This is a genomic window from Paenibacillus sp. D51F (assembly GCF_053345695.1).
On the sequence record NZ_JBKFAO010000007.1, the window covers coordinates 267607 to 283001 of the forward strand.

The window sequence follows — 15395 nt, forward strand, 5'->3', positions numbered from 1 at the left end:
GACCGCCTGGGAATCATGCCTTCCTCCCAGCTCGTCCTGCAGCTTCGCCCGCCCGGGCTTGCCTGGGCGGGCTGCAAGAGATCAATAGCTCAGCTCGGGAATCGGATCCTTCACTCCGCGGGTCATGCCGGGGCGTCCGACCGAGTAGTACACGAAGTCCGTGCCTTCGAGATCCTGCTCGCGGAAAGCATTGCGGCCGTCGATCAGCACCGGCTGGCGGAGCATCGCGCGAAGCTCGGCAAGGTCGATGGAGACGAATTCCTCCCATTCCGTCAGCAGGCAGACCGCATCGGCTCCCGCGGCGGCTTCCAGCGCGCCGGAGCACCAGTCCACCCGTCCCGCTCCGCCGCCGAAGTGGCTGCGGAAATTGTCCATTGCGATCGGATCGTAGGCCCGGACCCGGACTCCCCGATCCAGAAGCTCCCCGATGATCTCCTGGGCAGGAGCTTCCCTCACGTCATCGGTTTCAGGCTTGAACGCAAGCCCCCATACCGCGATCGTCCGTCCTTCCAGATCGCCGAAGATCGATTCGAGCTTGCGCACGATATTGAAGCGCTGGCCCTGGTTCACCTCGACGACGGAGCGCAGCAGCTTGAACTCGTAATCGAAATGCCCTGCGATCTGGATCAGCGCCTGCGTGTCCTTGGGGAAGCAGGACCCTCCGTAGCCGATTCCCGCCTTCAGGAACGAGGAGCCGATCCGCTTGTCGTAGCCCATGCCTTCGGCGACCCTCGTCACATCCGCTCCGACTTTCTCGCAAATGTTCGCAATCTCGTTGATGAAGGAGATCTTGGTCGCCAGAAACGCATTGGATGCGTACTTGATCATTTCGGCGCTGCGGATGTCCGTCACGACAAAAGCGCCGCCGAGACCGACGTGCAGCTCCCGCAGCAGAGCTTCCGCACGCAGAGAATCCGTGCCGACGACGATCCGGTCCGGATGCATCGTATCCGGGACGGCGGAGCCCTCGCGCAGGAACTCCGGCAGCGAGACGCTGTCGAACGGGCATTCGGTGCGGCTGCGGATCAGGTCCCGCACCTTTTCATTCGTTCCGACAGGCACCGTGCTTTTGATGGCCACGACGGGGTTGCCTTCCATCGCATCGGCGATCTCCTTGGCAGCCAGCTCGATGTAGGCGAGATTCGCTTCGCCTCCCGGCAGCGGCGGCGTTCCGACTGCGATGATGATGAGATCGGCGCCTTTGACTGCCGCATCCAGGCTGGAGGTGAAGCTCAGCCGGCCAAGCTCCGCGTTGCGGACGGACAGCTCCTGAAGCCCCGGCTCATAGATGGGAATATCCCCGTTTTGCAAAGTGGCGATTTTCAAAGGATCCTTGTCCACGCAAATGACGGAATGCCCCAGCTCCGCATAGCAGACCCCCGACACCAGCCCGACATATCCTGTCCCTACTACCGTAATCTTCATGGCTTCCACTCCCGTTATGCGAAATTTGGCGTTCAGCGTTGCGATTCGATCTTTTCCCCGAGAGCAGCCTTGATGGAAGTCCCTTCCTCATGGGCGGCTTCCATCAATGCCCAGCCCAGCAGGCGGGCCGCGATGAGCCCTGCCTCGTCCGGACGGCCTCCCGCGGCAGGCGGACCGGAAAAGGCGGCTGATTCCAGCCAGTGCAGCAGCCGGTCGCCGAGATCCGGCCGCATGAGCTGGTCCTCGCTCATCGCCAGATGGGGGTGAAGCCCGGCCAGCGCCTCCATCGTACAGCGGTCTTCGCGGAACAGCGGCCTCTCCAGCAGCACAAGCGGCTTGCCGAAGGCGACAGCTTCCGCCACGGTGCCCCATCCCGGCTTGGTCAGAACCAAGTCGCTCGCGGCGACATAGAGCTGGGATTCGGTGGCCTCGGCAGGAATGCGGACGATAGGCTCCAAACCTTCGGGCAGTTCCATCGTTGAAGACACGATGGGCAGCCATCTCCGGTCGCTCAGCAGCGGCAGGTTTTGCAGCAGATCGACCTTGCCCGTGTCCTTGCCCGGGAACAAGCAGATCAGCTTGCGCTCCCCGCTCGGATCCAGGCGCTTCCTTAACTGAGCCGCCTCGGCGGCTCCCGCCTGCCGGGAGAAGAATCCGGCATCGATGCTCGGCTCTGCGGCCCACGCCGGCTCGCGCGCTCCAGGAAGGGCGATGAACCGATCCATGTCGAGGTAAGCTTTGGCAAGAGGTTCCAGCAGCTCCGCAGGCAGCATGTCCTGATAGGCGGTATGCCAGGTGAAATTAGAGATGCCTGCGGAGGGAATGCCCGCCTTGGAAGCGGCAGGGAACGCCTCGGGGACGATATCCGAGACGACCAGCCGGATGCCCGCTTCTTCCAGCCATGCGGCTTCGCTTGTGATCCTCCGAGGCATTTTATCGATATAGGGGATGTAAGCCTGCCGCAGCAGCCCGACATCTGCTTGGCAGGTGCCCTGCCGCAGAGCATAGCCCGGACCCGATTCCATGAAGCGCAGCTGAAGGCGGTGTCCTTCGCAGCTCCCCGCTTCGAACTCTGCCCGCAGCGACTGCTCCAGAAAAGGAAGCGCGCGGCCGCTGACCAGATGAAGGTTCAGCGGCAGGCCCTGCTCCGAGGCTTGCCGCAGCATCGACCTGATCACCGCGATGCTGCGGGCGGCATGGCCGTATCCGTAATCCGAAATGTAATAGGCGATCGCCACGGCCATGCCGCATCCTCCTTCAGGCCTCTGCCGGCTGGCCGGCCGGAGGTCCTTCCTTCCGGCGGCCTCGCCGAATTACGCTCTCATGCAGTTCTGCTGGATTTCCTCCCAGCTGCTGTACAGCTCCATGATCGAGTTCTCCTGCTCATGACGGCCGGTCTGGACCGAGATGAACTCGAGATCGCTCGTGGCGCGGATGCCATGCAGCGTCTTCATCGGGATATGCAGCACATTCCCTGCCTTCACCTGCATGTACGTGCCGTTGCAGATGAACTCTCCCTCGCCCTTGACGATCGTCCATACTTCCTCCCGATGCTGATGCAGACGGTACCCGATGCTCTGGCTGCCGCCGATGCCGACGCGCTTGGTCAACACGCAGGTTCCGTCTGCATACAGGCTGTCGTCGAGAACCCTGACCCAGCCCCAGCGGCGTTCCTCGTACATGGGCCGCTGATCGTGGCCGATGAATTCCTTCAGCCTCGTGCTCGCTCCTTTTTCGGTGACGAGAATGCCGTCCGGGCTGGCGGCTACGACGATGTTCGATAGGCCGAGCACGGTGACCGGAATATCCGTTTCATTGATCAGATGCGTATTCACGCAGTCTCCGCTGACGATGCCGCGTCCCATCTTGGGATCCCTCATCTCCTCGGTCAGCGTGTTCCAGGTGCCGAGGTCCTTCCAGTACCCGTCGTAGGCGACCGCCGCGATGTTGCGCGCCCGCTCCACGACCTCGTAATCGAAGCTGATGCTCTCGAGGCTGGAGTAATCCTGGACGAGCTGGTCGTAGACGAGCGGAATGCCCTTGGATTCCATGATGGCGAGCATATAGTCCAGCCGGAATGCGAAGACGCCGCAGTTCCAGAGCGCTCCCTGCTCCATGAGGCCGGCCGCCGCTTCTACGGAAGGCTTCTCGCGGAAGCCGCCCACGCGGAATGATTCGTCTCCCGGCGAGGCAGGCTGTTCCGGCACGATGTAGCCGTATTTCTCGGACGGATAGCTCGGCTTCACCCCGATCAGAGCCAGGTCCGCACCTGTGCTCCTGAGCACTCCGTCCAGGCTGGCTACGGTTTCGAAGAACCTCTCCTCGACATAAGGATCGACCGGCAGCACCGCTACCGTCTCGTCCGGGCTTACTCCCTCGACGGAGAACAGGTATGCGGCCGCGAGAGCGATCGCGGGGAACGTATCCCTGCGGGCCGGCTCGACGATCATGGGCACATCCGGTCCGAGCTGGCCGCGGATGAGCTCCGTCTGGCTGCTGCCGGTGGCGATATAACCGGAACCGCCGAAGCCGGCCGCCTCGATCTGCCCCCAGACGCGCTGGACCATGGAAACCCGGGAGCCCTCTTCATCTTCCAGAACCTTCAGGAACTGCTTGGATCTCAGATCGTTGGAAAGCGGCCACAGCCGCTTGCCGGAGCCTCCGGACAAAAGAACGAGCTTCATCGTATTCCTCCACCTTTCTCCTGCTGCGGCCATGCCGCTGAATGACGTGCGCCTGTACAGTCCATGCTTCTTGCCGGCTTGGAGCCGCTTGCCCCGCTGCCGGATCTCATCGTCCCGCCGGCTCCGCCCGGCTCGCCGCTCCGCTCTCGGCCGGCGTCCGCCGCAGCTCGGCGAGCGGAGCCGAAGCGACGCGGACCCGACGCCCGCGCCGTCCGCCGCTGCGATGCAGCGAGAGCAGCAGCTGCCGGTACTTCTCCAGCGAGAGGCTTCGCCGCAGATGGCGCTCGAGGTAAGCTCTCCCGGCGAGCCCTCGCCGCGACAGCTCCCCGCGCCCCATCGCATACAGCTCCGTGAGCTGGCGTACCGCATCTCCGTAACGCTGCGGCTCCGAAGAGCTGCCGCAGCCGCTTTCCACGATCAGGCGATGGGCTTCGCTGCCTTCCTCCAGGACGCCCATGACTGCTTTTCCCGCGGCCATGACGCCGTAGATCTTGCTCGGAACGGACACGCCCTTGATGCCCTTCTGATTGACGACCAGATGCACGTCGGCCGCGTTCAGCGAGTATCGGAGCCTGTCCTTCGGCTGATATGGGAGGAAGAGCACGTTGTCGAGCCCATGCTCCGCGACGAACTGTTCCATGAGCGGCTTGACCGCTCCCTCCCCGATGAACACGAACATCAGGTCGGACATCTGCCGGAATTGCGGCGCGATGCGGATCAGATTCTCGAGATCGTAGTAGAGGCCCAGATTGCCGGAGTACATGACGACGAATTTATCCTCCAGCCCGTGTTCCCGCAGGAATGCGGCTACGCCGGGATCGTCCCGCCGCAGAGGTACGATGTCCTGCTCGTCCGTCCAGTTGTTGATGACGGTATGCGCCGGCACCCGGCGTCCGGCAAATCTGCGCTCCAGCGTCTCCTTCATGTCCTGTCCGACCGTGATGATATGATCCGACAGCCGGCAGTTCAGCTTGTCGAGCTCCAGCGCGGTCCGGTGGATCAGCGGATGGTTCATGAAGCCGACCGCCTGCGCCTGCTCGGGATTGAAATCCTGGATGTTGTAGATATGCTTGGCCCGCTTGAACAGCTTGCCGATGGTGCCGATCAGCCCGCCCAGAACGGGAGGCTGCGAGATCGTATAGATGAAGTCGACCTCGCGCTGGCGCAGCAGCAGCCGTACCGCATGGAAGAAATAGGATGCGATATACTTGAGGCGGCTTGCTTTGCTCCGCTTGTCCACCTCCGGCAGGCGGATCCGCAGGATGGTGATGTTCTCCAGCCGATCCTCGGCGAAGCGGGCCGCCTTGGCGTCCTTCTTCTCCCCGGCGTAGCCCGGCTGCTGCGCAATGACCGTAATGTCGAAGTCATGCTGCAGATGCAGGCACAGCTCTGTCAGCAGCTGGCCGGTCGAGGCGTAGTCGGGATAAAAGTAATTGATGACGAAAACGATGCGCGGCTTGCTCACTTTTCTCCAGGCCTCCCTTCTTGCGGGCTGGCCGGCGCTGCGGCCGGGCTCCCTGCTTTCTCTGGCCGGCTATCCGGCGCTTCTTCCCGCATAGCCGCTGTTTCTTGGCGGCAGCCCGCTGTCGGCGATGGCCGTGCTGCCCGCAGCGTTGTCCGCAGCTTCCTCCGCGAACCTGCGCTTCACGAATGCGGCCGGCGTGCCGGCATGCACCTCTCCGTCCGGAATGCTCCGGGTTACGGTGCTGCGGGCCGCGGCGACCGCCATCGTGCCGACCGTGACGCCGGGATAGACGAAGACGTCGCTCGCGATCCAGGCTCCGTCGCGGATGACGATCGGCTTGGTGATGAGGCCGAAGCTCGGATCCCCGATGTCATGCGAGCCGGTGCACAGATAGCTGCGCTGAGAGACGACGCAGTGGCTGCCGACCTCGATTGCGTCGAGGCTGTAGAACTCGGCGTCGTCGCCGACCCAGGAGCAGTCTCCGATGCTGATCTTCCACGGGTAGGTGAAGCGGGCTGTGGAGCGGATCTGGACGCCGCTGCCGATGCGGGCTCCGAACAGGCGGAGCAGGAACCTTCTCCAGCCGTACATCGGATGCAGCGAATAGCGGAACAGGCTTCCCTGCACGAGCCACCAGAGCAGCACGACGGGACCGCTGCGGCCCCGGGAGTACCAGTCCTGGTTGTACCGATCCAGCCGGATGCGGTTCATCTCGTCATCTCCAGAGCGGCGCCGGCAGAGCGTCCTGCCTTTTGCCGTCCGCTCTTGCCGATCAGCTGCCGGTATTCCTGCTCCAGCTGCACGCCAACCTGGCTCCACTCGTAATATTTCTCCACGAGCTGCTTGCCCTGGCGCCCCATTTCCGCTCCGAGTTCCGGATTGTTCAAAATTTCCGACACCGCCTCCGCTACCTTGCCCGGATCGCATGGAACGGCGCGTCCGGCGCCTTCCTGCACGACCTCGCGCCAAATGTTGACCTTGTCCGAGATGACGACCGGCACTTCGCAGGCCATCGCCTCCACAACCGAGATGCCGAAATTCTCCGTATAAGAAGGGAGGATGAAGACATCCGCATCCCGGAGCACGGCAAGCTTGTCCCTGCCGGTCAGCATGCCCGTGAAGATGACGAAATCGCTCAAGTTCGCCTTGGCCAGCCATTCCTTGACCTTCTGGCCGTAGTTCTCGTCATCCGGGCCTGTCAGCACCAGCACCGTATCCGGATGGCGGCGATGGATGTCGCGGAAGGCTTCGACCAGGATGTCGAGGCCCTTCTTGAAGTTGATGCGGCTGAAGAACAGCAGCATCTTCTTGCCGTCGAGCAGGCGGTAGCCGCGGCGGAACGATCCCTTCATCGGAAGGTCCGCGTATTCGGAGGTGTTGACGCCATTCGGAACGACGAAGCCGGAGCTGCCATGGACATAGGGCTTGGCAAGCACCAGCTCCTCCTCCGTCGTGTAGTGGAGGGCGTCGGCGAGCCGAATGTTGCGGTTCTCGAACAGCGTCTCCATGATCCGCTTGCGGCCGCGGTGCCGGGCATGCATGACCGGATCGAGCGTGCCGTGCGGTCGCACGATGTAAGGCACGCCGTGCTTGCGGGCGAAATGCCCTGCGGCCATGCCGTGGAACAGGTACAGCGAATGGATATGGACGATGTCGAACTTCGGAATTTCCTTGTTCAACGCAAGCGCCATCGCCGGCGAGGTTCTCCAGAATTTAGGCTGGATGACCGGGAAATAGCGTATTGTCACCCCGTTTTTAACGACCGGAGTATCCACGGGCACGTCAAGGACGCCGTCGCCGTCCTGGTTCGTCGTGAAGATCGTCACTTCATGTCCTTTGGCCGCCAGCACGGCGGCCATTTCCAGCCCGGCCTTGGCCGGCCCTCCGTAACGGGGGGCCAGATTCGCGATGACATGCAGGATTTTCATCTTTGCTTCCCCCTTTTCAATGAATGGAGCTAGGCAGCCTTCCCGTATCCCGGTCTTGCTGTGGAATCGCAGGCTTGCCCAGCCGGTCCAAAATATCGTGGAGCCGAGCGGTGTAATTGCCGAACGAGAAGTAACCGAGCTCCTCCGGAACCTCGCCTTTTGGCTTGCTCAGCAGCCGCCGGATGCCTAGCTCCACTTCGGATGGAACCGAAGGATTCACCAGGATGCCCAGCTTGCCTCGCATGAGCGCCTCGCTGCTGCCGTCGGCCTTGCTCGCCAGCACGGGAATGCCGCAGGCCATCGCCTCCAGCAGCACGATGCCGAAGCCTTCGCCGTGGCTCGGCATTGCAAAGCCGTCCGCCAGGCGGTAGTGATCCGCCTTTTCTTCCTCCTTGATCATGCCGGTGAATACGACGGCTTCCTCCAGGCCGAGGCTGGCAGCCTTCTGCTCCAGCCGGCCGCGGTCGGCCCCGTCTCCCACGATGAGATATTTCAGCGATGGCTCGTCGCGCAGCAGGGAAGGCATCGCCTCGAGCACTTCGTCGAAGCCCTTGCGGCGCTGCTGGCCTGCAAGCCTCCCGAGCGTCATTACGATGCGATCGGACCGTTGCAGTCCGTATCGGTCGAGAAGCGCCTCAGGGGCCGGTCCCGGCACGAACAGCCCGGGCTCGAAGGAGTTCGGAAGCACGAACGATGGTACGCTCTCGAGGCCTGCCCAGCCTTGGAAGCGGTCCAGCGTCAGCTTGCTCACCGCGATGACTGCATCGACCTGGCGCAGCGAATAGCTCGTTCCCTTGCGGGTAACGGGATCCCATGCGTCGATCCCATGAATGACAAGGGCGAGCTTGGCGCCCGTCAGCTTTTTGGCCAGGACGGCGAACGGCAGCAGATTGATATGGCCGCATACGATGAGATCGCTCCTCCGTGCCCGGCCGATAAGGGAGCGAAGCACGGCGCTCAGATAGCGCCTTTTTCCTCCGAGCCCTTCCGTGACGTAATTCAAGTTGGCCGGGATCGGCTCGGGCGGAAACGGCATCAGCCGCGGAATCGCGGTCGCCTCCCGCAGTCCCGGATACGAGCTGAGCGAGGTCAGCAGATCCCGGTTGAACTTGGCGATGCCGCCATGTCCCCCGTATGCGTCGGACAGCAGCACAAGCGGCTTCATGTAAGACTCTCCTTCATCCGTCCGCGGGAGAGCAGGCTCTCCGTCCCGGTGGACGGATCCTCTTCCGCGGCGGCTTGTTGATTCCGGCGGGCCAATACGGCCGCCGACAGGGCGAGCAGGAACAAATACACGAACTGCTCCAGAATGTTGGTCGAGATGCACAGCACGACGTTGACGACGAGCAGCACATACAGCTGCATCGATTGGCCTTTCAGCCTACGGAGCACGGCCGGCGCCGCCGCGATCGCGGCGGCGGCCAGCAGCGTCAGGACGAACAAGCCGTACTGGGTGAGGATCGAGTTGATGGTGCCGTCCATGATTTTATGCTCCAGATCCACGTCAAGCTGCTTGTTGAGATTCACGCCGCTGTTGGTGCCGTAGCCGATGCCGTCTCCGAACAGCACGACGGAGAACGGATTGTCCGTGAAGAAGCCCGTGACCATGTCGATCCTGCCTCCCTTGACCTGGGCTTCCACGATGCTGCCGCGATCCGCCATCAGCGTCGCGGCCTGGATGCCCGCCGTGAGCACCAGCATGGAGAAGCAGACGACAGCCGGCATCAGCAAGCCTTTCTCCGGAAGCTTGCGCCCGTTGAACGCTTTCTCCACCAGCAGGAAAAACAGGATGAGGAAGCAGCCGATAATGGCCGAACGCGTTCCCGAAATGCCGGCGATGCCCAGGCAGAGCAGCTGAAGCAGCGGAGACAGGCGAAGCATGGTCCTGTCGAGCTGTCCCCTCGCGGTATAGAGGAGAATGGAGCTGCCAAGCGCCATGTAACCCGAGATCGATATGCCGCCGAAGGTTCCGATCAGGCGCAGTGAAAACGGATTGACGACTCCGAACCTTCCCGTGAACAAAACATACTGGGCGATCAGCACCGCGAACTCGATGACGAGCAGCCATGCTGCGCAGCGGCACAGCCTGCGCACGAACGCGGGACGGCCCGCGTAAGCCGCTGCCTTCAAGCAAAACACGATCAGCAGGAGCGACCGCCCTCCCGCAGCGACCTGGTACATATTGAGGCCGGCTTCGCGGAAGACGAGAACGCAAGTGCCGTAAGCGATCAGCAGGAGTACCGGCAAATACCATTTGGCAAGCCGATAACGCTCCCCCTTCCGGGCATCCAGGACGAAGAACGCAGTGGTCATCAGGACCAGAATCACGTCCTTGATATACCGGATGTTCAGTCCGAACAGCGGCTCGTTCATGGAGAATTTGGCGTAGGAAATTCTGGCGTTCAAAATGTCGTTCAGCGCCTCGGGCAGATAAGCCATCGCCGCGAAGATCAGGTACAGCAGGATGCCCCTCTCCATCCACTTGCGTTCCGCCGGCTCCGGAACCCCGCCGTCCAGGACGGCGCCGGAAGCGGCGGCTGCCGGTTGCCTCGTCTTCATGGCAGCCCCTAAGCGTTCACGCTCATGGCATGAAGGTACGCGTTCTCCAGGCCGACCCGCTTTAGGTCCTCATCCACCATCATGGTGATGAGCTGCTTGAAGCCGACCTCCAGCTCCCAGCCGAGCTTCTCCTTCGCCTTCGTGCAGTCGCCGAGCAGCAGGTCGACTTCAGCCGGACGCTCGAATTCGGGATCGATGACGACATAGTCCCGGTAGTCCAGGCCGACATGGGAGAAGGCGACATCCAGCAGCTCCCGCACCGAATGCATCTCGCCGGTAGAGATGACGAAATCATCCGGCTCGTCCTGCTGCAGCATCAGCCACATCGCCTTGACATAGTCGCCGGCGAAGCCCCAGTCTCGGAGCGAATCCAGGTTGCCCATCCGCAGCTCGGCCGCCAGGCCCAGCTTGATGCGGGCAACGCCGTCCGACACTTTGCGGGTGACGAACTCCACGCCGCGGCGCGGCGACTCGTGGTTGAACAGGATGCCGGAGCAGGCGAACATGCCGAAGCTTTCGCGGTAGTTCACGGTGATCCAGTGGCCGTACACCTTGGCTACTCCATATGGGCTGCGCGGATAGAACGGCGTCGTCTCCTTCTGCGGCGTCTCGACGACCTTGCCGAACATCTCGCTGCTGGACGCCTGGTAGAACCGGGCCGACGGCTTCACGATGCGGACCGCCTCCAGCATGTTCGTCACCGCGATCGCGGTCAGGTGCGCCGTGGCAAGGGGCTGCGGCCACGATGCGGCCACGAAGGATTGCGCCGCCAGGTTGTACACCTCGTCGGGATCGGAAGCCCGCACCGCTTCGATCAGCGAAGCCAGATCCGTCAAGTCGCCCGACAGCCACGTGATGCTGTTCTTGATCCGCTCCACGTTCTCGTAATTGGGCGTGCTCGTGCGGCGGCGCATGCCGTACACCTTGTAGCCCTTGGACAGCAGCAATTCCGCCAGGTACGATCCGTCTTGACCGGTTACTCCTGTAATTAGCGCTCTCTTCATCTTCCGCATCCCCCAATAGTTTGTTAGATTGAGCCGTCCATTCCGGACGACGACAGTACGGTTCATGCCTGCTGGTTAGCTCCGCCATGCGCTTCTCTCGCGCTTCTGTGCGGCGGAGGCGCTGCTTCCACTCCCGGTTGATCAAACTCTCTGGCCGCCAAGCTCCCGGATTCGCGGCGGCCGTGCGGCAAGGCGCCTCGGAGGTCAGCCCAGCGCCGGTTCCGCTTGGCGGTAAGCGGCATAGACCTTGCGGATGCCTTCCCGCAGCGGCGTTCCCGCCCTCCAGCCGAGGCCGTTGATGCGGCCGGTGTCGACCAGCTTGCGCGGCGTCCCGTCCGGCCGCGAGGAGTTGAAGGCAAGCCGGCCTTCAAAACCGACGACCGCAGCGATCATCTCCGCCAGCTCGCGGATGCTGATGTCGTCCCCGACGCCGACGTTCACGATGTCGTCGCCTTCGTAATTCTCCATCAGGAAGATGCAGGCGTCGGCGAGATCGTCCGAATGGAGGAATTCCCGGCGCGGCGTACCCGTTCCCCAGATCTCCACCTCCGCAGAGCCCGTCTCCTTCGCCTCATGGATTTTGCGCAGCAAGGCCGGAAGCACATGCGACGTTTCGAGGTCGAAGTTGTCGTTCGGCCCGTACAGATTGGTCGGCATCGCGGAAATGAATTTCGTGCCGTACTGGCGGTTGTACGCCTGGCACATCTTGATGCCGGCGATCTTGGCGATCGCGTAAGCCTCGTTCGTCGGCTCCAGATCGCCGCGCAGCAGGCTGTCCTCCTGAAGCGGCTGAGGCGCCAGCTTCGGATAGATGCAGGTCGAGCCGAGGAACAGCAGCTTCTTGATGCCATGCCTGCGCGAAGCCTCGATGACATTCGTCTGGATCATCAGGTTGTCGCGGATGAAGTCCCCGCAAAAATCGTTGTTGGCGACGATGCCGCCGACCTTGGCTGCGGCGAGAAACACATACTCGATCGCCTGGCTGCCGAAGAAGGCTTCCACTTGAATCGGATCGCGGAGATCGAGCTCGCGGCTCGTGCGGCCGATCAGATTGCGGTAGCCCTTCGCTTCCAGAGCCCGCCAGATGGCGGATCCCGCCAGGCCGCGATGGCCCGCTACGTATATCGCTGCTTGCTTGTCCATATCCGTTCTCCTCCAGTAGGGGTTGTTTAGAAAGCGTCCTTGCTGCCCGCCAGCACCTTCACCGTCCGCAGCAGAATCCGGAAATCCATGCCGAGAGAGCGTTCCCGCACATAGCGCAGGTCCAGCTCCACCATCTGCTCGAAGCTCAGGCTGCTGCGTCCGCTGACCTGCCACAGGCCGGTGCAGCCGGGCGTGACGTCCAGGCGCTGCCGGTCATACGGCGTATATTCCGCCACCTCGCGCGGCAGCGGCGGCCTTGGGCCGACGAGGGACATGTTCCCGAGCAGCACGTTCACCAGCTGGGGAAGCTCGTCGATGCTCGTCTTGCGGATGAAGCGGCCGACGCGGGTGACGCGGGGATCGTTCTTCATCTTGAACATCGCCCCCTGCACCTCGTTCTGCGCCATCAGCTCCTTCAGCTTCTCTTCCGCGTTCGATACCATGGAGCGGAACTTGTACATGCGGAACGGCTTGCCGTCCTTGCCGACGCGGGTCTGGTAGAAGAACACCGTGCCGCGAGGATCCTCCAGTTTGATCAGCAGCCCGATCAGGACGAATACCGGGCTCAGCAGCAGCAGGCCGGCCAGCGAGCAGCCGATGTCGACCGACCGCTTAAGCTGCTCGTAGATCGCCAGCTGCCGCGCTTGCGCCGGACAGCCCCCGCCGACCGCTTCCTCGCTTCTGTCGTGAAATGCCAAGTGAAATCATCCTCCGCTCATTTGGATTAAGGCTGCCGAAGACGCTTTTAGTTGGCCAGGGTTTCCGCCGACAGCTCGGCTCCGGGCACCCGATTCGTCCAGGCATTGTAATAGCTCGTATTTTTGCCGTAGGAATTGTCGAGCAGGACGCTCGGCTTGTCCATCAGGCAGGCGAGAATATGGCCGTGCAGCCTTGAAGTGACGATGCTGCCGTAGGCGCCGAATTCGCGGATCGCCTTGTTCACGAGGAACTGGGAGTACCGGTACCAGATCCGCTGCAGCGGCCCCCGCGCTCCGGGAAGACGGTAGAGCTTCATCATGACGACAAGCGCCTTGCGCTCCGCCGCCGTATAGAGGCTTGTCCAGTCTTTGGCCGCGCTGCTTGCTCCTCCCGACCGCTCAAGCCGCTCCTGATGAGGCGTCTTCTCGATGTCGTTCCGGAGAAAGAACAGCGTCTCGCCGGCAGGAGGCGAAGATGAGGCGATCGGATAGAGCTGGTGGGCCATGTCCGGTGACATGAACACCTTGATGTTTTTGAACTTCTTGCGGGCCATCTCGTAGCTGAGCGTGTCCCGCACGTACAGATGCAAGTCCCGGTGCCGGTTGAACACGGCCGCCGTCCGGCCGAAGTTCAGCTCGCTCTTGTAGAAGATCGTCTGCGGCAGCATGACGATCCGGTGTCCCGGGTACTGCTCCACGATCTTTTCCCGCAGCAGCTGATGCTTCGTATAGAGATCCCCGAAGTTGCCTCCTCCGTGCAGTACGAGAATGCAGCTCGGCGGAACCTTGAGCCCGTCCGGGAAGTCGAGCACGCTGTAGCGGGCGCGGACGCGGATGCCGTAAGCTTTGAAGAACGCCTCGGTGCCCTTCATGATGAGGATGTCCCCGCCGTTGCTGTGCACGGGATAGTCGATATAGATGATTTCAGAGCCTTTCGGGATGCTTCTCGTAATGAGCGAGAGGCGCTCCTTCAGCTGCTCCATCGAATAGGATTCAAGCTTGTTCATGCCTTCCTCGTTCCTCCTCCGGCGGCCGCAGCCGCCATTCTTCTTGACTGGATCCGGTTCAGGAGGAACCGGAAATCCTCGCGGTCGTACAGGATGCGGCGCAGAGGAACGCCGAACAGCAGCCGCATCGAGGCGATGGACACCGCCATCCGGATCAGCGCTCCGCAGAGCAGCGCCAGTGCAAGTCCCTCAAGCCCCATCAGCGGCGTCAGGACGAAGAACAGCGCCACCGTTGCCGCAAGAGCGATGATCTGGCGGATCAGCACCATCCCGGGACGGCCCATCGCATTGAAAGCCGAGGCGAGAATCCACGATCCCCCGCCGATGATGCATTCGATCGACAGCAGATAGAACGTTCCGCTCGCTTCCAGGAATACAGGGCCGAATACAAGCCCGATCAGCCGGCTTCCGATCAGCATCGCGGGCACGACTGCTGCCAGCATCAGCAGCATCGACAGCCGGAACGCCCGGCTGACGGTGGAGATGACCGCTTCCCGGCTCTCGCCCGTTACTTTGGGAAATACAACGCTCGTAATCGCCGTCTGCACGACGTTGAACATCCGGGAGAGGGCGTATACAACCGAGTACAGCCCGAAATCCCGGGGCGTGAGCAGCGAGAGGATAATGAGCTTGTCGAATTGGCCGTACAGCGTCCCGAGCAGGTCCGTGCCGAACACCCGGCTGCCGTACGACAGCAGCGGAGCGGCGACTTTCCGGTTCCACGCCTGTCTCCAGCTCATCGCGGCGAATTCGCGGCGCATGCCCATCGCAGCCAGCGCGATGACGGCTGCCGTCGTGACGAGATAGACGATGACGGCCGAAGGCACCGTCAGCCTGCCTGCCGCCCACAGGACGGCCAGCCCGGCCAGATTGAGCAGCGGCACATACAGCCGAATGCCGTTGTACACCTGGAAGCGGCCCGCGCTTTGCGCCGCGGCCGCGATCAGGTTGACGGCCAGCGCCATCGGCACGGCGATCACCGTGTACAGCCTGGCGGAAGCGACCGCTTCCGGGCTGTATCCGTCCATCCAATAGGGAAGGCCGATCCAGGCGACCGCTCCGGTAATGAGGCTCGCCGGCAGGAGCACCGCCAGACTGACTGCCAGGCTGCCCGCCATCGATGCGCCTCGCTTGACCTGATAGATCAGCGCTGTCGGCAAGCCGAAGCCGGTCAGCCCCGCCAGAAAGGAGGGCCAGAACAGGATGGCGGCCAGCTCCCCTTTCCCGGTCACCCCGAACATCCGGGCAGTCAGGATCGAGGTCAGCGTGCCGAGCAGCATGATCAGCATGTTCGTGCCGCTCGTCCTGGCGATCGTCGCCGCTATTCCTTTGCCTCTCAGTTGGCGCACCGCCTTGGCCAACCTTCCGTTCGGGGCGGGAGCCTCCTCGGCAACACCCGCGCTCACAGATCGACGCCTCTCTTTTTTTTCATTTTATTATTCATAACGCGACCTCCAGGGTAAAAAAAGAGAGTGCCTCTCC

General features: G+C 62.5%; 13 protein-coding genes. All 13 read right to left on the reverse strand.

What is annotated here, in order from left to right; all coding sequences use genetic code 11:
* Positions 1–81 precede the first annotated feature (81 nt).
* Entirely contained in the window at positions 82–1425 is a 1344-nt protein-coding gene (locus tag ACLBWT_RS15065) for a UDP-glucose dehydrogenase family protein (RefSeq protein ID WP_447663949.1), read from the reverse strand.
* A gap of 32 nt (positions 1426–1457) precedes the next feature.
* Positions 1458–2669, reverse strand: coding sequence for a hypothetical protein (locus tag ACLBWT_RS15070; protein ID WP_447663950.1), 1212 nt, complete (start codon positions 2667–2669; stop codon positions 1458–1460).
* Positions 2670–2738: 69 nt separating this feature from the next.
* Positions 2739–4109 carry a sugar phosphate nucleotidyltransferase gene (locus ACLBWT_RS15075; RefSeq protein ID WP_447663951.1) on the reverse strand — a complete coding sequence of 457 codons (1371 nt, stop codon included), beginning with the start codon at positions 4107–4109 and terminating at the stop codon, positions 2739–2741.
* Between the two features lie 106 nt (positions 4110–4215).
* Complete coding sequence (locus tag ACLBWT_RS15080) at positions 4216–5574, reverse strand: glycosyltransferase family 4 protein (protein ID WP_447663952.1); 1359 nt, start codon at positions 5572–5574, stop codon at positions 4216–4218.
* 69 nt (positions 5575–5643) lie between these two features.
* The gene (locus tag ACLBWT_RS15085) at positions 5644–6285 is read right to left on the reverse strand and encodes a WcaF family extracellular polysaccharide biosynthesis acetyltransferase (protein WP_447663953.1); all 642 of its coding nucleotides are present in this window, start codon (positions 6283–6285) and stop codon (positions 5644–5646) included.
* Positions 6282–7502 (reverse strand): glycosyltransferase, encoded by a 1221-nt coding sequence (locus tag ACLBWT_RS15090; protein WP_447663954.1) that lies wholly within the window; start codon positions 7500–7502, stop codon positions 6282–6284. Before ACLBWT_RS15090 ends, ACLBWT_RS15085 begins: the two co-directional genes overlap by 4 nt.
* Positions 7503–7518: 16 nt before the next feature.
* Positions 7519–8667, reverse strand: coding sequence for a glycosyltransferase family 4 protein (locus ACLBWT_RS15095; RefSeq protein WP_447663955.1), 1149 nt, complete (start codon positions 8665–8667; stop codon positions 7519–7521).
* Positions 8664–10061 (reverse strand): hypothetical protein, encoded by a 1398-nt coding sequence (locus tag ACLBWT_RS15100; protein ID WP_447663956.1) that lies wholly within the window; start codon positions 10059–10061, stop codon positions 8664–8666. The genes ACLBWT_RS15095 and ACLBWT_RS15100 overlap by 4 nt, the downstream gene beginning before the upstream one ends.
* An 8-nt stretch (positions 10062–10069) precedes the next feature.
* The gene (gene gmd / locus ACLBWT_RS15105; protein WP_447663957.1) at positions 10070–11065 is read right to left on the reverse strand and encodes a GDP-mannose 4,6-dehydratase; all 996 of its coding nucleotides are present in this window, start codon (positions 11063–11065) and stop codon (positions 10070–10072) included.
* 204 nt (positions 11066–11269) lie between these two features.
* On the reverse strand, positions 11270–12208 hold the full coding sequence (locus ACLBWT_RS15110) for a GDP-L-fucose synthase family protein (RefSeq protein ID WP_447663958.1): 939 nt from the start codon (positions 12206–12208) through the stop codon (positions 11270–11272).
* Positions 12209–12234: 26 nt separating this feature from the next.
* Entirely contained in the window at positions 12235–12906 is a 672-nt protein-coding gene (locus tag ACLBWT_RS15115) for a sugar transferase (protein WP_076353624.1), read from the reverse strand.
* Positions 12907–12953: 47 nt separating this feature from the next.
* Positions 12954–13913 carry a polysaccharide pyruvyl transferase family protein gene (locus ACLBWT_RS15120; protein WP_447663959.1) on the reverse strand — a complete coding sequence of 320 codons (960 nt, stop codon included), beginning with the start codon at positions 13911–13913 and terminating at the stop codon, positions 12954–12956.
* On the reverse strand, positions 13910–15319 hold the full coding sequence (locus ACLBWT_RS15125) for an oligosaccharide flippase family protein (protein ID WP_447663960.1): 1410 nt from the start codon (positions 15317–15319) through the stop codon (positions 13910–13912). Before ACLBWT_RS15125 ends, ACLBWT_RS15120 begins: the two co-directional genes overlap by 4 nt.
* Between the last annotated feature and the right edge of the window lie 76 nt (positions 15320–15395).